This is a genomic window from Brevibacterium siliguriense (assembly GCF_900105315.1).
Classification (GTDB): Bacteria; Actinomycetota; Actinomycetes; order Actinomycetales; family Brevibacteriaceae; genus Brevibacterium; species Brevibacterium siliguriense.
In genome coordinates this window covers 3,536,823-3,556,607 of sequence record NZ_LT629766.1, presented here as the reverse complement: position 1 = coordinate 3,556,607, position 19,785 = coordinate 3,536,823, and the positions used below count along the sequence as shown (strand labels likewise).

Below are 19,785 nucleotides of genomic sequence, written 5' to 3'. Positions count from 1 at the left end.
TGGATCGAAAATTCTAGTTGCACTGTATACCGGCGGGCGGGAGCAGTGGAGGGCAGTTTCACTCGATGAACGGGGCAATCGGGGTAGCCATCGACGATTTGGTGTGGTATCAGCCACATAGTTTCGGTCGTTCTGGGACGGTCGAGGGGCCGCCTCGGCGAGGGAATGAGGGCCATTCGACGTACCTGAGAATGCGCATATGAGTGCACAGGAGGCCTGTGTTCTGCAAGGATGGGGTCAGAGTCTGTCGGGATCCGTCCCGCGCGGACGCGGAAACACAGCTACCTTTCCCCGAGATCGACTGGAGTCAGCGATGAGTTCGCCGCAGCATCCAACCGGGTCCGGGCCACAGCCGTGGCAGGATCAGCCCCCGCAGTACCCGGGCCAGAACGCGCAGCAGCCCGGCGGTCAGCCGCCGGCCTACGGTTCGGGATCGGGTCAGTTCGGTTCGGCCCCCGGGCCGGCCTATGGTTCCGCGCCGGGACCCTACGGTTCGGCTCCCGGACAGCCCGCCGCACAGGGACCCTATGGTTCGGCTCCGGCCCAGTACGGGTCGGGACCCGGCCCCTACGGTTCCGGTCCGGGACAGTACGGATCCGCGCCGGGACCCTACGGTTCGGCACCCGGCCAATTCGGTCAGACACCTGCGCCCAAGCAGAAGACCGGCCCGGGAATCCTCGGACCGCTGACTCTGCGCGACCTCTTTCTCCTCTTCGCTGGGCTCCTTGCCTTCATCGCTCTGTTCGTGCCCTACCGTGGTTACAGCTACGGCTTCGGACATGAGACGACGACTCTGTGGCATTGGAATGTCGCGGACATGGGCGCACTCGTGTTCGGAGTGCTCACTATCCTGCTCATCGTGGCGGCCGTGCTCGTCAACAAGCTCGGCAACAGCCGACTGCGGGTCGGATCGCTGAGCCTCGACCAGTTCATCTCCGTGCTCTCGGCGATCGCTTTCACCTATGTGTTCATCGATCTGCTCACCTCGGCTGTCTACTGGCATGTGGGCTCGTACCTGACGTTCTTCGCCGCACTCATCGCGTTCTTCGCCGGAGTGTTCACGATGCTTCCGTTCTTCGCCAAGGAATTCGCCGGCCGCGAGGACATCGAAACTCATCCGAAGGCTCGCCCCGTCGCCAAGCACACCCAGCATCCGGCGCCGGTGGCCAATGTGCCCGGTGCCGGCGGCCCGGGCACCGGTGCACCCGGATTCGCACCCGGATTCGCACCCTATGGCGCGGCTCCGGCAGGTGCGGAGCAGGCAGGACCCGGTCAGCAGGGTCAGTTCGGTCAGCAGGGCGGACCGATACAGTCCGGCCAGCCGGCACAGTTCGGTGCGCCCGGACAGCAGAACCAGCAGGACCAGTTCGGCGGACCGGGTCAGTCTGCACAGGCGGGTCAGTACGGAGCTCCCGGTCAGCAGGACCAGTTCTCCGCGCCCGACCAGCAGGGTCAGCCCAGCCCCTATACTCCGCCGCAGGAACAGGACGCCGAGCGTTCGGCCAGCTCCTTCGCGGCCCCCGCTGCAGGCGCACCGGACCAAGGTGCTTCGCCCGAATCCGCAGGAGCATCGGACCAGGACTCCGCTGACGGACCAGTCCACAGCACCGGCGACGGTCAGACCTATCTGGGCCGACACGATTCGGAGGCCCCGCAGCATTCGCAGAGCGAACCGACTCAGGCCTTCGGAGTCGGAGCTGGTCAGCCGCAGGCTGAAGCGGCCGGCGAACAGATCGGCTCGAGCGACGACACGACCGGCCAGACCAGTGCGGGCGACGACCAGCCGACTGCGACCGACGGCCCGGCTGCTGAGGCCGACGTCCAGTCCGCCGAGTCAGACGACAAGTCACACTCGGGTGTTGCGGCCGCTGCTGCAGGCGCCGGAGTGATCGGCGCCGGTGCTGCCGGTGTCGCTGCCGCGCATTCGGACTCCGACCGTCCCCGTGGCCGCCACGCCGCTCCCGAACCGGAGGCCGGAGCGGAATCGACCGACACCGCGTCGGCTCCTCAGCAGGACGAGGCGAACGAGGGCGCGTCTGCGGACAGGTCCACGACTGCCTCGGCGAGGGACGACGAAAGCCCGACGGCCGTGTCACCGGCGGAGAGCAGCGACCTGGTCTCTAAGGTCAATTCGAAAACCTCGGACACGAACGCCGCCGAAGGCGCGAACGTCACTGAAGGCACGAACGCCTCGCCATCGGATTCCTCTGCCTCGGCTGACGACGCCGCGGAACAGAGTCCGGACGACGATGCGAACGTTCGCTCCACCGTCGTCAGCACCCCGGCTGGCAATGAAGTCGTGGCAGACGATAAGCCCACGGCTGATAACAACGTGACCGCGGACGACGATGCTCAGGCGACCGCTGTCATGGAGCCGGCCGACCGTGCCGAGCGGACGGCCGCTCCCGAAAGCGAAGAGCCGACTCAGTACGTTCCCGTCGCCGACTACGCCAACCGTCCGGACACAGCCGGGCGTGCTGACAGGTCGAACGACGAGACCATGGCACAGACGGCTGTCGACAACCAGCCGGTACCCGCCGATGCCGGTCAGAATCGACCGGATGGTGCGCAGAACGACAACCGGAACGCCGATCAGAGCAATGATCAGGACACCGGTCAGGCTCAGAACCAGGGCGGTGGACGCCCCATCATCCAGGCGTTCTGGTTCGCCGTTCCCGAACCGCGCGAAGCCGTGGACGAGACCACCGGAATGCCGGTGTTTACGATCTACCCCGGCGACTGGTACCTCAGCCTCGAGGATAACGGATCCTGGTTCAAAGTCCGTGACTCCGACGGCAGCACCACGGGTATCCTGCGCAATATCGAAGGAATCCAGCGCGGCTGATTCGGTCTGCGGCCACTCGCACGTCAACGCTGTGGACAGTTCCCGGTCGACTCGGTGCATATCGGCACCACTTTGAATGATCGACCGGGCAACCCGCCGCGGCTGACCTGGTCGAAGGCCGTAGCGCACACCAAGGGGCGCTTCCTGTGACTCAACCTCACAGGAGGCGCCCCTTGGTCGTCTCCTCCACAGGGCAGCGAACCTGTCTGGCCGGATTCGACCGGTCGAGCCCAGGCTCGGTGCATGCAGGTAGCCCTTATCACCGACCTCGGCGCGATCACCGAAGAATGCGCCCGAGTGGCCGAAAGCATCGGCATCTCACTGACCGTTCTGCCTCCCGACTCCGGAGGCTGGCAGTCCGCGTCGCTCATCCTCCTCGGCGAAGACGTCCGCGAAGCTCCCGCCACGGACCGGGCGGACAAGATCCTCGTCGTCCTCGACGATGACGAACCTTCCTCGACCTGGGCGCGGGCCGCCCACCTCGGCGTCGACCAGCTCGCCGTGCTGCCCGCTGCAGCGGAATGGCTGAGCGGGCGGATGATCGCCGCTGTCGAACCGCCGAGCGCACCCGGAACCACCGTCGGCGTCGTCGCCGGCTGCGGAGGAGCCGGAGCCTCCGTCCTCGCTTGCGCACTCGCCCGACGGGCCGGCGCCGATCACAGCACCGTCCTCGTCGACGCCGATCCGCTCGGTGGGGGACTCGACCTCGTCCTCGGCGCCGAAGCGGTGCCCGGGCCCCGGTGGACCGACCTCAGCGCCTCCCGCGGACAGCTGCGCCCCTCCACTCTGGCTGAGGCGCTGCCCCGCCACGACGGACTCGCCCTGCTGTCCTGGGGGCGAGACGACACGGTCGACCTCGACCCGGACGTCTTCGACGACTTCCTCGCCGCGGCCGGTCAGGCCTTCGACCTTGTCATCGTCGATCTGCCCCGCCACGCCCCACCGCAATGGACCAGACGCTGCCATCATGTCCTCCTCGTCTCCCCAGCCCGAGTCAGGTCCGCCGTCGCCTCCTCCCAAGTGGCCAAGCGGCTCTCCCAGGCCCATCCGGATGTGCGCCTCGTCGTCCGTGAAACCGGGGCCGGCGGACTCGACGCCGACCTCCTCGCCGACTCCATCGGACTGAACCTGGCCGGGAGCATCCGCGACGATCGGGGCCTGTCCGCCGCCGTCGACCGCGGCGAGGGAATCCCGGGAGGCGCGCACCTCGGCCGCCTCGTCGATCGCCTGCTGGGGAGTGGGTGGAATGAGCGAATGGCTCGACGCCTCGCTGGTCGCCGATGTCCGCAAAACGCTGCTCGACAACCCGGGACCGGTGACTACAGCTGCCGTCGCCGAGGCGGTCCAGCGCACCGGACGCGTGCTCGGCTCCTCCGCCCTGCTCGAACTCGTCAACCGACTGTCCGCGCAGCTGTCCGGAGCCGGACCCCTGCAGTCCGTCCTCGAAGTGCCCGGCACCACGGACGTATTCGTCAACGGGCCGCGCGAGATCTTCGCTGACACCGGTGACGGACCCCGCCTGCTCGACCTCACGCTCGGGTCCGAAGAGGACGTGCGGTCCTTGGCGGTGCGATTGGCCGCACTCGGCGGGCGCCGCCTCGACGATTCGAGTCCCTATGTCGATGTGCGCCTGCCCGACGGGGTGCGGATGAACGCGATCGTCCCACCCATCTCCGGGGAGACGACGACGATCAGCTTCCGCGTGCCCAAACGTGCCGGATTCCCCTATTCCCAGCTCTGCGCCGAGGGATTCGTCCCCGATGAGATCAGCCCCCTCATCGCCGAGGCGGTCACCTCCCGTGCGAACATCCTCATCTCCGGCGGCACGGGCACAGGAAAGACCGTCCTTCTCGGCGCTCTGCTGTCACTGGTCGAGACGATCCAGCGCATCGTCATCGTCGAGGACTCCCGCGAGCTCATCGTCACCCACCCGCACACCGTCCAGCTCGCCACCCGACAGGCCAATGTAGAAGGCGGCGGCGAGGTGACCCTGACCGACCTCGTGCGCAACGCCCTGCGGATGCGGCCCGACCGCCTCGTTGTCGGGGAATGCCGTGGCGCCGAGGTCCGGGACATGCTCACCGCTCTCAACACCGGTCATGAGGGCGGGTGCGCGACTATCCACGCGAACACCGCCGAGGCCGTGCCCAGCCGGGTGGCCGCGCTCGGTGCTCTGGCGAAGATGAGCCCGGACGCCGTGTATTCACAGTTCTCCACCGCCATCGACCTCGTCATCCATCTGCGTCGCACCGGTTCCGAACGGGGAATCACGGAACTGGCGATCCCGACGAGAACCGGAGCCGGGGGAGTAGTCATGGAACCGGTGTGGGGTCGCCCTTCGCCGTCGACGACGGGCACCGTCAATCGGCGTGCCCTGGCCCGGTTCGAAGCCGTTCTCGAGCAGAAATCCGCCCGATGATCATCGTCACCGCCGCCCTGATCGCTGCAGGGATCATCCTCGCAGCACCCCCGGATCCGGGGTCCAGACTGCGGGAGCTCCTGCACCGTGCCGAGGGCAGTGAGTCGGTGCGAAACAGGGCGCGTGCCTTCTTTCGCCGAGGCGGCCACACCGACGATGATCAGGCCGAACGCCTGTGGGCGATCGCCGCAGTGGAGAACTGCGCTCACCTGCTCAAAGTGGGGATGACTCCGCAGGCGGTGATGACCACCTTGAGTCGTCACAACGACGCTTTGGCCCCGATCTCACGAGCGATCTCCCTGGGCGAAGAGCCCGGACGCGCCATCGCCACCCGAAGCAGCGCGCTGTCGGAGACCGCCGCTCATGTGCTGTCCGGAATGGCCGCCGTGTGGACGGTGTCCGAACGCTCCGGAGCACCTGCTGCCGAGATGATCCTGCGTTATGCGGCAGCTCAGAGAGACGCCCTCGACGCCGAACGGGAACGCCGCATCGCCATGGCCGGACCGAGGTCGACGGTGCGGGTGCTCAGCTGGCTGCCGCTCATCGGCGTCGGTCTCGGCCTGCTCATCGGCGTCCGACCTCTCGAACTGATCACCGGGCTGCCCGGACAGCTGAGCATCGGAGCCGGAATCGTGCTGTACGGGACCGGCCGATGGTGGATGCGGACGATGATGCTGCGGGCACAGAGGTGACCATGCTTCCCATGCTCATCGGAGTCTGTGTCGGACTGGGCGTACTCCTATGGTCCGGATCGACCCGCGGGCGACTGCAGAGCCTCCTCAGTGAGAGCAGGGTCGAACCCACCGGCACCGAGGCGACCGACCGGGAGGCTGAATTGCCGGGATCGGGGACCGCGCGGGCGGTGGCCGACGATCAGCTGGCGTTCGACCTCGACCTCGTGGCGATCTGCCTGACTTCGGGTCTGCCGATACCCGTGGCGCTGACCTTGACCGCCGATGCGACCGACGACCGATCGGGCCTGCAGAGAATCGCCCGTGCGATGACGATCGGGGGACGCAGACTCGCCGACGATGACCGGCTGCTGCCCGTGCTCGAGGTCTTCGAGTTCTCCGAACACACAGGTGTCGGCCCGGCACCTCTCATCGAGTCCGTGGCTGAGGAGCTGCGTGCTTCCTCCCGCCGACGCCGGCAGGAGGCGGCCGCCTCGTTGGGTGTGCAGCTGGTGCTGCCCTTGGGAGTGTGCATTCTGCCGGCGTTCCTGCTGCTCTCGGTCGTCCCGGTGCTCATCTCGCTGCTCTCCGATCTCACGACCGTGTTCTTCTGACGTGTGCACGGTCGTCGCCGGGCGCTGTTTTCGCCCGGTCCTGAAACGGCGGTGACCTGGTTTTCAGGCTCGACCGATAGGCTCGGAACATGGCACCGGTCACACCCTTCAATCAGCTGTCCAATGTCGAACAAGCCGAGGACTACGCCGAGAACCTCTTCGTCGGTCGATCCGTGCGTCTGCGCCCCTTGAGGGAGGATGATCTGCCGTATCTCGAACAGTGGTGGTTCGATCCCTCGATCGTCGTCTTGCAGAACCACACGGTTCTGCCACGGCCGGAAGGGGGAGTGTCCGAACAGTTCTCGCAGTGGAGCGCGAACACCTCGAGCGAAGCAGTCGGCTTCAGCATCGAACTGACCGAAACCGAAGAGTTCGTCGGCCACGTCACCCTCTACGGACGCAACCCCATCAACCAGTCGGCAACTCTGGCGATCGTCCTCGGCCCCGAATTCCACGGCCGCGGATACGGTTCGGATGCGGTGCGACTGGCCGTGAAATACGGGTTCCTCCAATTGGGACTCAACCGCATCGAGCTGCAGACATGGGCATTCAACACCCGCGGAATCGCCTCCTATACGAAGGCCGGATTCGTCGAAGAGGGCCGTCGACGGGAAGCAGTGTTCTTCAACGGCCGTCGCCACGACGAAGTGATCATGGCCATCCTCAGAGACGACTGGGCCGGCAACAGCTGATGCGCCGGAGCCGCTGACTCGTACGCCTTTTCCTGTGGACGGACTCTCCACTCGACCACGGTGAGCCTGTGGATGCAGAACCCCTTTCCACAGGCCATATTCCGACCCTGGACACGGCAGTGCGCTCACTCCCAGGCTGAAGGTCCGCTCGCAGAGTGCGAACGGCGCTTCAGCCAAGGAGGAGAGCATGGCCACTACATCACCGCCCCCGGAGATCGACGATCCGCCGACGGGGCAGATCGAACCTGTCGAGGACCACAGCGCGATCGAAGAGTTCTGGGACTCCGACACCGGAGCGACCACCGCCGAATACGCGATCACCACTCTGGCAGCATGCGGTTTCGCCGCACTGCTCGTCGTGGTCCTCAAATCCGAACCGATCAAAGAACTCATCACCGGGGTCATCTCCTCGGCGCTCGGGCTGGGAAGCTGAACCGTCATGGCACGCGGACGCTCCCGTGCGCGGCAGCGAGGAGGGGAAAGCGATACGGGAACGGCGACGGCAGAGTTCGCCGTCGTCATGCCCGCCGTCGTGCTTCTCATCGTGCTGCTCACGGGAGCCGCCGCGGTCGGATTCTCTCAGCTGCGAGCCTTCGACGCGGCACGGTCCGCGGCCCGTGAGATCGCCCGTGGCGAACCCCAAGCCGCAGTCGTGTCCGAAGCGAAGAAGCACGCGGGTGACTCCTCAACGGTTCGCGTCCGAGCCGACGGAGGATATTCGGTCGTCACCGTCACGATCGAACTGCCGGCCGCGATCTTCTTCCTCGACACCGTCGACGCAAATGCCACCGCGCGGTTCGAAGGAGACAGAGGAGGACCGTCATGACGAACCTCGTCGTGGGATTCTGCTCGATCGTGTTCGTCCTCGTCGCCGCCATCGGCAGCCTCAGCCAGGCCTTTGTCGCTCACAGCCGGGCGCAGAGCGCCGCAGACCTGGCGGCACTCGCTGCCGCGGACGCAGTCCGGGGACTGGCCACCGGAGAACCGTGTGAGACGGCGAAGGAGGTCGCGAAACGCAATGGCGGCCGTCTCAAGGACTGCCGTGCCTCGCTAGGTGAACAGTCTGCCTATGTCGTCATCGAAGTCGACATCCCCGGGCCTCTGCCGAAGGTCAGGGAGGAGGCTGTCGCCGGTAGATGACGGGCTTCGCTACCTGAGCACGGTGCGCAGCAGCCGCAGCGCAGCGTCCTTTTCCAACGGTTCGTTCCCGTTGCCGCACTTCGGCGACTGTACACACGACGGGCAGCCCTCGATGCACTCACATGCGGCGATGGCATCCCGGGTCGCGCCCAGCCACTCTTCGATGACCTCGCTGCCGCGTTCGGCGAAGCCGGCGCCGCCGGCCAGTCCGTCGTAGACGAACACCGTCGCTAATCCGGTGTCGGCATGCAGTGCCGTCGACACGCCGCCGATATCCCAACGGTCACAGCCGGCGAAGAGCGGCAGCAGACCGATCGAGGCATGCTCGGCAGCATGGACGGCGCCGGGCAGGTCGCCGGAGACGACTTCGGCCTCGTCGAGGAGGTTCTGCGGGACCGTCCACCACACGGCCTTTGTCCGAAGAGTGCGCTCCGGCAGGTCGAGTTCGTGTTCGGCGATGATCGCCCCACCGCGCTTGGCCCGCATCCGATAGGCCACGACCTGATCCTTGACGTCGACGGTGCCGCTGCACACAGCCACCCCGGAGGGCAGAACGCGCTGCGCATCCGTATCGACGATCGAGATCTCCGTCTGCGAGCGCGGCTGAGTCGTGTAGTCGACCTCGGCGCGTTCGACGGCGACGATCCGATCCTCGAGGTCGAGATCGAGGACGGTGAAGTCGATGCCCTGATGCGTATACACCGCTCCCGGGTGGGCGCCGGTATGTGCTCCCGATTCGTCGACCGTGCCCAGCAGGGTGCCGGTGCTCGCCTCGACCAGACTGAACTGTCTGCCGCCGGAACCGCGGATATCGGACAGATCGGTCGCAGGTTGGTCTTTGGCCCAGAACCATCCGGTCGGTCGTGCCCGCAGCAGCTTCCGCTCCACGAGGTCGTCAATGACCTCGGACGAATTGTCCGGGAAGTGCACTAGGTCGGCCGACTTCAGAGGCACCTCGGCGGCGGCCGCACACAGGTGGCCGGAGAGCACATGCGGATTGCCCGGATGGATGACACCGGCATCGACGGGAGAGTCGAAGATGACTGCGGGATGATGGACGACGAACGTATCGAGCGGATCATCGCGGGCGATGAACACGGCCATCCACCGCTGACCGGCCCTGCCGGCACGTCCCGCCTGCTGCCACAGGGAAGCCAGTGTTCCGGGCCAGCCTGAGATGATGACGAGGTCGAGCCCGGAGATGTCGATGCCCAGCTCCAAGGCATTCGTCGACGCCACGGCCAGCAGCTGACCCGAACGCAGAGCGGTCTCGAGCATCCTGCGCTCTTCGGCCAGATACCCGCCCCGGTAAGCGGCGACCTTGCCCATCAGGGTCTCATCCACCTGCCCCACCTGGTCGCGGACCGTCTGCGCGAGGGCTTCGGTGCCGCGGCGGGAGGCGATGAACGTGATCGACCGGAAGCCGGCGCACATCGAATCGGTGATGACATCGGCGGCCTCGACCAGACCGCTGCGTCGGTCGCCGCCGGGAGACACCGGAGGCTCCCACAGGGCGAAACTGCCGGCCGCCCGCGGGGACGAGTCCTCGGTCACCGCATGCGCGGGCCGCCCTGTCAGCTTCGCAAAGGCCGCATCCGGGTCGGCCATCGTTGCCGAGGCTCCGATGACGACCGGTGCCGCTCCGTAATGGGCGGCGATGCGCAGCAGTCTGCGGAGGATGAGCGCGACATGGGATCCGAACACTCCGCGGTACCGGTGGGCCTCATCGATGACGATGAAGCGCAGATTCTTGAACATCCGGGCGAAGCGCTCATGCTGTGGCAGGATGCTGCGGTGGAGCATGTCCGGGTTGGTGAAGATGATGTTCGCATGGCGTCTGGCCCAGTCCTTCGAGACCTGCGCGGTGTCCCCGTCATAGCTGGCCGGACGCATCCCCTGGATGACGAACCGTTCGAGCTTGGCTAACTGGTCGGCGGCCAGGGCCTTCGTCGGCGCGATGTAGATCGCCGAGGCGGTGCGCAGCTTCCCGCGAGTCGATTGGATCGCTTCGAGCACCGGCAGCCAGAATCCCAATGACTTACCCGAAGCCGTGGGAGTGGCGATGACGACGTCGGAACCGTCCCTGGCCGTCTGCGCAGCCTCGAGCTGGTGCTGCCACAGGGCATCGACGCCGATGGAGTGGCATGCGTGCTTGAGCTCATCGTCGATCCAGTCCGGCCACTCGGCGTCGCGTTCGAAACGCTGCGGAATGTCGCGGACATGGACGATCCGCTCATCCCGGGCACCGAAACCGGTGACGATGTCGAGAAGAGCGGAGGAGGCCATGAGCCAATTATGGCGCAGTCGCTAGGATTCTTCTGTGACTGATCTGCCGTTGGCCCACCTGGGCGAGACCCTCTACCGTTCCGGATACACCGAACCGCGGCTGCGCCAGTTCTGGGGTGCCGCGACCTCGGAGGCGCTGCTGCGCAACAATGCCGCACCCGCCATCCACCACTGCACCCGGGTGCTGGACGATGAGTCGTCGACGGCGGCCGAGCGCGCAATGGCCTGCGCTGCTCTGCTCTTCCACTTCCACCGCGCCGTCCCGGTCACCGAGGTCCGGGCCCTGCTGGGGGAGTCCTTCGACACCGCCGCCGAGGCGGGGCTGATCGCCGTGGACGACGAGGTGACCGCCCCGTTCGCGCTGACCCCCTATGATCTCCCGCTCGGTGTACCGCGCGGCTTCCGTTCCGGGGACGAGAACCTCTACCTCGTGGCCGACCACGGCACTCTGACCACCCCGGATGTCCTCGACGGCGAGTTCGTGCTCGGACTCGGCGGCGCCGGCCGCACTCTGGTGTCCATCACCCCGCGCGACCATGTGGGTACGGCCGCCGACATCGGCACCGGCTGCGGAATCCAAGCGCTTCTCCTGGCCCGCCACAGCGACCGGGTCATCGCCACCGACATCTCCCACCGAGCTCTGCGCCTGGCCGAACTCTCGGCCGGACTCAACAGTGTGACGACGATCGAGTTCCGGCACGGGTCTCTCCTCGAACCGCTGAGCGAACCCGTGGATCTGCTCGTGTCGAATCCGCCGTTCGTCATCACCCCGCGCAGCACGGACACCACCTTCGAATACCGGGACGGCGGAAGGACCGGCGACCACCTCGTCCGTGAGCTCTTCACCCAGATCCCTGCGCACCTCACCCCGGGCGGACGCAGCGTCTGCCTCGGAAACTGGGAGGCTGCCTCGGGGAAGGACGAAGGACCGGAGAAATGGGTCGGCGATGACGACACCTCGGTGTTCGTCATCGAACGCGAGGCACTCGACCCCATCGCCTACGCTGAGACGTGGATCCGCGACGGAGGAATCCCTCGCTCCAGCACCGCCTGGAACGAGGCAGCTGCGGCATGGATCGACGACTTCGCCACCAGAGCTGTGGACGAAATCGTCTTCGGGTACGTGCTGATGACTCGGTCCGATAACGATGTGCCAACGATTGACTCTTCTGACTCCACGGTCGGCGACAACATGTCGGGTTTCGACCGTGGACCGTCGGGGTTAGCCGAGGGAGTGTTCAAGACCCGGGTCAGAGTCACCTCGGCGCCGGCGAACAATCCGCACGGGCTCGCGGAGTTCCTCACCACGATCATCGCGATCCGATCCTGGCTGGCATCGGCCGGACCGGAGGAGATCGCGGCGACCGCATTCACCCGTTCACCCGACCTCGTCGAACATCGTCATTTCGTTCCCGGAGCACCGGAACCCAACTCGATCACCTTGGAACAGGGGATCGGATTCGGGCAGGTCTTCGACCTCGACACGGCGCTGGCCGGGTTCGTGTCCGTCGCGGATGGGACGCTGACGCTGAGGCAGACGGCCGGGGCTCTGGCACAGCTTCTCGAGGTTGATCCCACCGCATTGGAAGATCAGCTAGTGGCACAAGTCAGAGCCCTGTGCGCGGCGGGTGCACTGCTGCCCGACAGCGGTTCCGTCGAGACCTCGACGACTCGGTCGGCCGTGGAATAGGGATAGGATCGGAAACCGTTGACCCCGTGTCCGAGCCGATACCGGACGAGGTCCGGGCGGTCGCCGGGCCGCAAGGGCCGATGAGGAACGTGTCTGATCAACAGTGTTACATTGGGCCGGATCGCCCGTTGCAGCAGGCAAACGATGCCGTGAGAGGAATGTGAAAGCGTGACCACAACCGAGAAGAAGCCCCGTCGCCTCGTCATCGTCGAGTCTCCGACGAAGGCGCGAACGATTGTGGGATACCTCGGCGACGGTTATGACGTCGAGGCCTCCGTCGGCCATATCCGCGACCTGCCCACCCCCTCTGAGCTGCCCGCGGATATGAAGAAGGGGCCGTACGGAAAGTTCGCTGTCGATGTCGACAACAACTTCGATCCCTACTATCGGATCGATCCGGGCAAGAAGAAGAAGGTCACCGAACTCAAGCGTCTGCTGAAAGACGCCGACGAACTCTATCTGGCAACGGATGAGGACCGCGAGGGAGAGGCCATCGCCTGGCATCTGCTCGAAGTCCTCAAGCCGAAGATCCCGGTCAAGCGCATGGTCTTCCACGAGATCACGCCCGAGGCGATCGAACGTGCCCTGGAGAACACCCGCGAAATCGACACCTCACTCGTCGATGCGCAGGAGACCCGCCGCATCCTCGACCGTCTCTACGGCTACGAGGTCTCACCAGTTCTGTGGCGCAAGATCCGTGCCGGGCTCTCGGCCGGACGTGTCCAGTCCGTGGCCACCCGACTCGTCGTCGAACGCGAACGCGAACGCATGGCCTTCGTGCCCGCCGACTACTGGGACCTCGACATCGATCTCGGCCTGCCGGACGGGACGAACCCGTTCGCCGCGAACCTCACCACCCTCGACGGGTCGCGGGTGGCCAGCGGGCGCGACTTCAACGACAAGGGCGAGCTGAAGAACACCTCGACGACGATCGTCGACCAGGCACGCGCGGAATCCCTGGCCGCGGAACTCAACGGCAGCGCCAAGAACGCGCTGACGGTGACCGCGGTGGAGTCGAAGCCGTACTCCCGCCGCCCGGCCGCGCCGTTCACGACCTCGACCCTGCAGCAGGAGGCCGGACGCAAACTGCGTATGAGCGCCCGTCAGGCGATGCGCACCGCCCAGTCGCTGTATGAGCACGGCTACATCACCTATATGCGTACTGACTCCTCGGCGCTGTCGGGTCAGGCCATCGCCGCCGCCCGCAAGCAGGTGACCGAACTCTACGGCCCCGAATTCGTTCCGCAGTCGCCGCGCCAGTACGCGAGCAAGCAGAAGTCGGCGCAGGAGGCCCACGAGGCGATCCGTCCCGCCGGTGACTCCTTCCGCACCCCGGCGCAGGTGTCCAAGCAGCTGAACGGTGATGAGTTCCGACTCTACGACCTCATCTGGAAGCGCACCGTCGCCAGCCAGATGTCCGATGCGAAGGGCAAGACCGCGACCATCAAGGTCAGCGCGGCTCTTGCCCACGGTCATGAGGCCGGATTCAGCGCCAGCGGCACCGTCATCACCTTCCGCGGATTCCTCGCCGCATATGAAGAGGGTCAGGATGCATCTCGCTACGACACGAAGTCCGGTGAGTCGCGGCTGCCGCAGGTCGAAGAGGGCCAGTCGCTGTCGGTCGTCAAGGCCGAAGCCGACGGACACACCACCGCTCCGCCGCCGCGTTTCACCGAAGCCAGCCTGGTCAAGCAGCTCGAAGAGCTCGGCATCGGCCGTCCCTCGACCTATGCGGCGACCATCTCCGTCATCCAGGACCGCGGATACGTGACCACTCGCGGCAATGCACTTGTGCCCAGCTGGTTGGCGTTCTCCGTCGTTCGTCTGCTCGAGGAGCACTTCACGGGTCTGGTCGACTACGCGTTCACTGCCGACCTCGAATCCGAACTCGACCGGATCGCGATGGGCGAAGAGGACCGCAACGACTGGTTGGCCGGGTTCTACTTCGGCGACAAGGACCAGGACCGGGAGGGACTCAAGGCCATAGTCGACGACCTCGGCGATATCGATGCCCGCGAGGTCAACACCGTCGCCATCAGCGAAGGTGTGAACCTGCGCGTGGGCCGCTACGGTCCTTACCTCGAGGTCGCCTCGGAGAAGGAAGGCGAGGACCCGAAGCGGGTCTCCGTTCCCGACGATCTGGCACCCGATGAGCTGACGGCGGCTAAGGCGGCCGAACTCATCGAATCCCAGGGCGACGGCGACCGTGAGCTCGGAGTCGACCCGGAGACCGGACACACCATCGTGGCGAAGAACGGCCGTTTCGGACCCTATGTCTCAGAGGTGCTGCCCGAGCCCGAGGAGAAGCCGAAGCGGGGCGCGAAGAAACCGAAGCCGCGCACCGGTTCCCTGTTCAAATCGATGGATCTGAACTCGATCGACCTCGAGACCGCGCTCAAACTGCTCAGCCTGCCGCGTGTGGTCGGCCAGGATGAAGAGGGCACGGACATCACCGCGCAGAACGGCCGCTACGGACCGTACCTGAAGAAGGGCACGGACTCCCGCTCCCTGACGGATGAGGAGCAGATCTTCAACATCACCCTCGAAGAGGCGCTGAAGATCTATTCCGAGCCGAAGCAGCGCGGCGGTCGGCGTGCCGCGGCACCGCTCAAGGAACTCGGTGAAGACCCGGAGACGAAGAAGCCCGTCGTCGTCAAGGACGGCCGCTTCGGACCTTATGTCACCGACGGTGAGACGAACGCGACTCTGCGCAAGGACGACTCCGTTGAAGCCGTGACCCTCGAGCGAGCCGCGACTCTGCTCGCTGAGAAGCGCGCGAAGGGCCCGGCGAAGAAGAAGACGACGACGCGCAAGGCTCCGGCGAAGAAGGCACCTGCCAAGAAGACGACGGCAGCCAAGACGACGGCAGCCAAGACGACGGCAGCGAAGAAGACCACGGCGTCCAAGTCGACAGCGTCGAAGACCACTGCTGCGAAGAAGACCACGGCGTCCAAGTCGACAGCGTCGAAGACCACGGCAGCGAAGAAAACGAGCACGGCCAAGCCGAAGACCCCCTGAGGCCTCGGCCGCCGAGTCCGCAGCATTCACTTCCGCCCTCTGTCTGAAGCATCAGGCAGAGGGCGGAAGTCGTCTCTGCTCCCTTGGCATCAGGGACGAAGTCAGCCGCGCGATGAATCCGCGAAGTCGGTGAGCGCCTTGCCGTCGAGGCGGTAGGTCTCCCACTCGTCCTGCGGCTTCGCGCCCAGCGATTCGTAGAACCCGATCGATGGCTTGTTCCATTTGAGCACGCACCATTCGAGCCGGGGCAGCCCACGCTCTTGGCAGATCTGTGCCAGCCGGCCGAGCAGCGCCTTGCCCGCTCCCGAACCGCGATGTTCAGGAGCCACGAAGAGGTCCTCGAGCCAGATGCCGTTCCTGCCCGTCCAGGTGGAGAACGAATGGAACCAGATCGCAATGCCGATGACCTCGCCGGCGAACTCGGCCACGAGGCCGAACGTGTTCGCATGACCATTCTCGGGGAACATCACAGCCGCGAAGTCCGCTTCGGTGGCTTCGACTGCGTCCGGTTCCTTCTCATAGACGGCCAGCGCGTGTACGAGCCGCAGGATGTCGGGCAGGTCGGTCGGTTCTGCTTCACGAATGGTGACGGTCATGGTGAGTCCTCAGAGTCGGTGCTTGTCCGCATGGGCGGCCACCTCGGCCAGCTCCTCGGCGGTGGGGGATAGGGGCGTATCCGGATGTGCGTCGGCGTAGTAGGCGGCGAACGCCTCGGCGACGGAATCGATCGTCACCTCGGGGTGGATCTCGCTGATCGATCCGCCCGTCGACGGATCCCAATCGATCCCGAGGGCGGCTTCGACATCGGTGAGCACCGCGCGGATCGGATCCGGATCCTCGACGACGACGGACGACGAGAACAGCCACGCCCCGGAGACCACACGCTGCGCGGTCCCGATCGCCTTGATCCGCCCGGCCACGTTGACGCTGTGCTCACCCGGACAGTACTCGCCGGGGATCTCGCCGAGGCGGGCATCGATGCCCAGCCTCCGCAGCACCTCGACATAGTCCTGACCGAAACCGGTGAACCGTGCGTTGGTGTTCGTGATGAACGAATCACTCGGTTCAATGTGATCGATGACCAGGGACCCCGGATGGTAGGCAGCCGCACGCCCGCCGAGGCTGCGCAGAGCAGGCGTGAACCCGTGGTCCCGGGCCGCTTCGATGGCGGTGGCGAAACCGGGCAGGAAACGATCCCGAGCACCGAACGCCAAAGTCGGAGCCGGTCGGTACATCCGCAGAGTCGCCCCGCGACGTCCGGCCTTGACCGAATCGAGAAGGACGCGAGCGAACGCGAGCTCTTCCACCGGGCTCAAGCCTTCTGCGGCCACCGTGGTCATCGCCAGTCTGTCTGTGTGCACGAGTTCAAGGGTAGAGGATCGTCAGACTCGGGGTCGGTTCGGGTTGTCGCAGATCGCACTCGTTTCCAAGAGATATGTCAGTTCGGGCAGATAGTGTAGGGCTGTGAGCATGTTGACGACTACAGGACACCGACTGCCCGGAGCCCCCGGCCGCCTGGTCACCGAGACCGCCGCCTGGGGTGCCCTGATCGTTCTTGTCGCGATCAGCTACGTCGTGGCAGGAACCAGCGGACTCGTCGCGACGGTGGGCGGACGCGCCTTCACCGCCATGGGGGAGTCCCTCAGCGCCGGAGAAATCGACAACCAGATGGGCAGCCTGTCGCTGCTCATCGTCTTCGCTCTCTCCTGCGCGGGCCTCTTCATCCCCGCCAAGGTCTTCGCCTCTCGACCGCCGGCGGTGCGCAAGACTGCTCTGTCGATCTCCGCGATCGTCGAAGCCGCGCTCCTCGTCGTCCTCAGCCTCGCTCCCAGCGCCTGGCTGACCTGGGTCGCGGCACTGTTCCTCGGTGCCGTGGTGGGCCTGCTCATGAGCATCAACCCTTTCAGACACGAGAAGCCATGGCGTCGAGTCGGTATCCCTGCAGCCGTCCTCGTCTTCGTCTCCTGCGCCTTCCAGATCCTCGGCGGCTCCGCTGCGGGAACCCAAGCACTCGGCTGGGCGTCTCTGCTGGTGGGCATCGGCATGGCCGCCGGTTCCGTCATCATCTTCCTCACTCCTGAACGTGCCCTGCACGCGGAGTCCGCGACGACCGGGCAGTTCCCCGAACTCAAGGCCCGGGTGGCCCGTCCCGCCGAGGCGATCGCGAACCCGTGGGTGTGCATCGGTCTCTTCGTCGTGCTCGGTGCGACCTTCATGCTCGCTCAGCCGACGGCGATCGGCCACGGCTACGGTCAGGCCGGCTTCGCGGTCATCATCGCCTGCTGCCTCGTCGGCTGGGCCATCGGATTCGAGATGGGACCGACCTTCGCGCCCGGAATGTCCCGTCCGCGCGTGTCCACCTTCGCTCTGCTCGTCTCCGGTGTGCTGCTGCTGGCTACCGGCAGCATCAACGAACTTTCCGGCAAGGTCGTGCTCTCGGCTGCGATCGCGTTCCTCGTCGGCATCGGCGTGCGTGCTCAGCCCTATGACTTCTCCCGCCGCTACGGTGCCGTCGCCGGTGCCGGCCTGGCACTGGCGATCAACGCGCTCGACCTCGGAGGCACAGTCGAAGTCGGCTCGAGCCCCGACTGGGTTCTGGCACCCAGTGACGTCGCGTTCCTCATCTTCGGCATCGCCGCCCTCATCGCCGGAGTCATCGGACTCTTCACCTTCGACCCGCACAAGCTGCAGGGGCTGTCCGTCGATATCGTCCACGGCTTCCGTCCGCCCAGCCCGCCCGAGACTGCGGCCGGCGGACTCGGAAACTCGGCCGAACGCCTCGGCGCCGGGTTCTTCATCGCCATCGAAGGCGGAGACGGCTCAGGCAAGTCCACGCAGATCAAACGCATTTCCGCTGCATTGGCCGATGACGGCTATCACGTGGAGTCCACACGCGAACCCGGCGGCACCGAACTGGGAACGAAGATCCGCTCCGTCCTCTTCGACTCGGATCCGCCGAGCCCGCGCACCGAAGCCCTGCTCTTCGCAGCCGACCGTGCCCACCATGTGGCGTCACTGGTCGACCCCAGCCTCGACGCCGGAAACATCGTCATCACCGACCGATACATCGATTCGACGATCGCCTACCAGTCGGCCGGCCGCAGCTTCGACGAGAAGACGATCCTCGCGCTGAGCCAGTGGGCCACCCAGGGACTCGTGCCGAACCTGACGATCGTCCTCGACATCGAACCCGAGGTCGCGGCCGAGCGGATGGGCAAGCGCGGTGACAGCAACTACCTCGACGAGGAGGATCAGCAGTTCCACCAGCGGGTGCGCCAGACCTATCTGTCCCGTGCGCACAAGGAACTCGACCGGTACGTTGTCCTCGACGCATCGGTCAGTGCCGATGAGCTCACCGAGGAGATCCTCGCGGCCATCCGCGCCCGCCTTCCGCAGACCCTGGTCAAGCGCGACCCCGGCACCGAGGCGGCCCCCGCCTCAACGTCGACTGCTGAGGCCGACAGCGGTCCGGAACGCACTTCCGTGCCGATCGCAGCCGTGGCCGCCGGGACCGAGCCCGAAGACGACGTGTCCGGGACGAGCGATGACAAGGACGACGCGGACTCCGCTGTCTCCTCCGCCGATGCGGTCGATGACCGCGGGGCTGAAAACGATTCGGTCGACGGCAGAGATGAGACAGACGCAGCCGCCGCAGACGACACAGACGCAAGCGACGACGGCGACAGCGACGACGAGGTGCACAAACGTGGACCGCGGTTCGTCCCTGCCTCCGGCGATCGCTTCGTTCCCTCCGCCATCACCGACGCCGAGGCCGAGATCTCTGGTGCCGTTCCCACCGAACGTGTCGACCTCGGCGCCGATCTGCGAGAGGATCCGGCCGCCTCGGCGAGTGCGGAACAGTCCGATGCTCCGGGTACTCCGGAACCTGCAGACGAGACCTCGGACCGGGATTCGGAAGACGACGAGGAGGAACTCCCGTCATTTCTGGAATCGAAGGACTCGCGCAGTTCCGATGAGAACGTGAACCGTTCCGATGAGGATGCTGCGACCACGGTCCTGCCGGCCAGCGGGACCACCTCGGAGTCCCTCGTCGACGACAGCGACGAGGCTGACGGCGTACCGACGGATCGAATCGCAGCAAACGACGATGCCGAGACCCGGATCGTCAACCGCGTCGACCCCGAAGAAGCCGAAACTCGCGTCGTACACCGCTCCGAACCTACTGCTGAGGCCGGCGCGGATGACGCAGCTGATGACTCTGCAGATGGCGGGAACGACCCGGCCGACGACGGGGACGCAGAGACCACGGTTCTGCCAGCTCGCAGTGCACGCCAGATGAGCCGTGAACGGCTGCAGGCCCAGGCCGAGATCGAACGTCAGGCGCGGGAGCGTCTGCGCAGGCAGCGCGAACGCAGCAACCGTCGCTTCACCAACCCGGAGGAATCCTGA

At 66.0% G+C, this 19,785-nt stretch carries 14 protein-coding genes and 1 pseudogene; 12 read left to right on the top strand and 3 right to left on the bottom strand.

Going from position 1 to position 19,785, the window contains the following annotated elements:
• Positions 1-313: 313 nt before the first annotated feature.
• From BLU88_RS15975 to BLU88_RS15935, 9 genes and pseudogenes are all read left to right on the top strand, one after another.
• The gene (locus tag BLU88_RS15975; RefSeq protein WP_092016125.1) at positions 314-2,845 is read left to right on the top strand and encodes a hypothetical protein; all 2,532 of its coding nucleotides are present in this window, start codon (positions 314-316) and stop codon (positions 2,843-2,845) included.
• Positions 2,846-3,088: 243 nt separating this feature from the next.
• A pseudogene (ssd, locus tag BLU88_RS15970) lies at positions 3,089-4,021 on the top strand (septum site-determining protein Ssd); the annotation flags it as partial.
• 70 nt (positions 4,022-4,091) lie between these two features.
• Positions 4,092-5,264: a TadA family conjugal transfer-associated ATPase gene (locus BLU88_RS15965; protein ID WP_092016120.1), complete on the top strand. Its 1,173-nt coding sequence runs from the start codon at positions 4,092-4,094 to the stop codon at positions 5,262-5,264.
• Positions 5,261-5,956 carry a type II secretion system F family protein gene (locus tag BLU88_RS15960; protein ID WP_092016116.1) on the top strand — a complete coding sequence of 232 codons (696 nt, stop codon included), beginning with the start codon at positions 5,261-5,263 and terminating at the stop codon, positions 5,954-5,956. The genes BLU88_RS15965 and BLU88_RS15960 overlap by 4 nt, the downstream gene beginning before the upstream one ends.
• A gap of 2 nt (positions 5,957-5,958) precedes the next feature.
• Positions 5,959-6,549, top strand: coding sequence for a type II secretion system F family protein (locus BLU88_RS15955; protein WP_092016113.1), 591 nt, complete (start codon positions 5,959-5,961; stop codon positions 6,547-6,549).
• Between the two features lie 89 nt (positions 6,550-6,638).
• Positions 6,639-7,241 (top strand): GNAT family N-acetyltransferase, encoded by a 603-nt coding sequence (locus BLU88_RS15950; protein ID WP_092016110.1) that lies wholly within the window; start codon positions 6,639-6,641, stop codon positions 7,239-7,241.
• Between the two features lie 187 nt (positions 7,242-7,428).
• Entirely contained in the window at positions 7,429-7,674 is a 246-nt protein-coding gene (locus BLU88_RS15945; protein ID WP_092016106.1) for a DUF4244 domain-containing protein, read from the top strand.
• Positions 7,675-7,680: 6 nt separating this feature from the next.
• Positions 7,681-8,067, top strand: a complete 387-nt coding sequence (locus tag BLU88_RS15940) for a TadE family protein (RefSeq protein WP_092016103.1) — start codon at positions 7,681-7,683, stop codon at positions 8,065-8,067.
• A complete protein-coding gene (locus BLU88_RS15935; RefSeq protein WP_092016100.1) occupies positions 8,064-8,381 on the top strand; it encodes an Rv3654c family TadE-like protein in 318 nt (105 codons plus the stop codon). The genes BLU88_RS15940 and BLU88_RS15935 overlap by 4 nt, the downstream gene beginning before the upstream one ends.
• A gap of 9 nt (positions 8,382-8,390) precedes the next feature.
• On the opposite strand, the gene BLU88_RS15930 is transcribed toward BLU88_RS15935, so the two are convergent.
• Positions 8,391-10,667, bottom strand: coding sequence for a DEAD/DEAH box helicase (locus tag BLU88_RS15930; RefSeq protein ID WP_092016098.1), 2,277 nt, complete (start codon positions 10,665-10,667; stop codon positions 8,391-8,393).
• Between the two features lie 34 nt (positions 10,668-10,701).
• Here BLU88_RS15930 and BLU88_RS15925 point away from each other — a divergent pair, with 34 nt between their 5' ends.
• Positions 10,702-12,357 carry a methyltransferase gene (locus tag BLU88_RS15925; protein ID WP_231939465.1) on the top strand — a complete coding sequence of 552 codons (1,656 nt, stop codon included), beginning with the start codon at positions 10,702-10,704 and terminating at the stop codon, positions 12,355-12,357.
• Between the two features lie 168 nt (positions 12,358-12,525).
• Positions 12,526-15,375, top strand: coding sequence for a type I DNA topoisomerase (gene topA / locus BLU88_RS15920; RefSeq protein WP_092016096.1), 2,850 nt, complete (start codon positions 12,526-12,528; stop codon positions 15,373-15,375).
• Between the two features lie 101 nt (positions 15,376-15,476).
• Here the strand turns inward: topA and BLU88_RS15915 are convergent, their stop codons facing one another.
• On the bottom strand, positions 15,477-15,971 hold the full coding sequence (locus tag BLU88_RS15915) for a GNAT family N-acetyltransferase (protein WP_092016089.1): 495 nt from the start codon (positions 15,969-15,971) through the stop codon (positions 15,477-15,479).
• Positions 15,972-15,980: 9 nt separating this feature from the next.
• A complete protein-coding gene (locus BLU88_RS15910; RefSeq protein ID WP_407922857.1) occupies positions 15,981-16,715 on the bottom strand; it encodes a lipoate--protein ligase family protein in 735 nt (244 codons plus the stop codon).
• A gap of 130 nt (positions 16,716-16,845) precedes the next feature.
• Here BLU88_RS15910 and tmk point away from each other — a divergent pair, with 130 nt between their 5' ends.
• Positions 16,846-19,785, top strand: a complete 2,940-nt coding sequence (gene tmk / locus BLU88_RS15905) for a dTMP kinase (RefSeq protein ID WP_092017568.1) — start codon at positions 16,846-16,848, stop codon at positions 19,783-19,785.

Excerpts from the sequence above, each read along its gene's own strand:
- BLU88_RS15975 (WP_092016125.1), top strand. The coding sequence starts at position 314 with ATGAGTTCGCCGCAGCATCCAACCGGGTCCGGGCCACAGCCGTGGCAG.
- BLU88_RS15965 (WP_092016120.1), top strand. The coding sequence starts at position 4,092 with ATGAGCGAATGGCTCGACGCCTCGCTGGTCGCCGATGTCCGCAAAACG.
- BLU88_RS15960 (WP_092016116.1), top strand. The coding sequence starts at position 5,261 with ATGATCATCGTCACCGCCGCCCTGATCGCTGCAGGGATCATCCTCGCA.
- BLU88_RS15955 (WP_092016113.1), top strand. The coding sequence starts at position 5,959 with ATGCTTCCCATGCTCATCGGAGTCTGTGTCGGACTGGGCGTACTCCTA.
- BLU88_RS15950 (WP_092016110.1), top strand. The coding sequence starts at position 6,639 with ATGGCACCGGTCACACCCTTCAATCAGCTGTCCAATGTCGAACAAGCC.
- BLU88_RS15945 (WP_092016106.1), top strand. The coding sequence starts at position 7,429 with ATGGCCACTACATCACCGCCCCCGGAGATCGACGATCCGCCGACGGGG.
- BLU88_RS15940 (WP_092016103.1), top strand. The coding sequence starts at position 7,681 with ATGGCACGCGGACGCTCCCGTGCGCGGCAGCGAGGAGGGGAAAGCGAT.
- BLU88_RS15935 (WP_092016100.1), top strand. The coding sequence starts at position 8,064 with ATGACGAACCTCGTCGTGGGATTCTGCTCGATCGTGTTCGTCCTCGTC.
- BLU88_RS15930 (WP_092016098.1), bottom strand. The coding sequence starts at position 10,667 with ATGGCCTCCTCCGCTCTTCTCGACATCGTCACCGGTTTCGGTGCCCGG.
- BLU88_RS15915 (WP_092016089.1), bottom strand. The coding sequence starts at position 15,971 with ATGACCGTCACCATTCGTGAAGCAGAACCGACCGACCTGCCCGACATC.
- BLU88_RS15910 (WP_407922857.1), bottom strand. The coding sequence starts at position 16,715 with ATGACCACGGTGGCCGCAGAAGGCTTGAGCCCGGTGGAAGAGCTCGCG.
- tmk (WP_092017568.1), top strand. The coding sequence starts at position 16,846 with ATGTTGACGACTACAGGACACCGACTGCCCGGAGCCCCCGGCCGCCTG.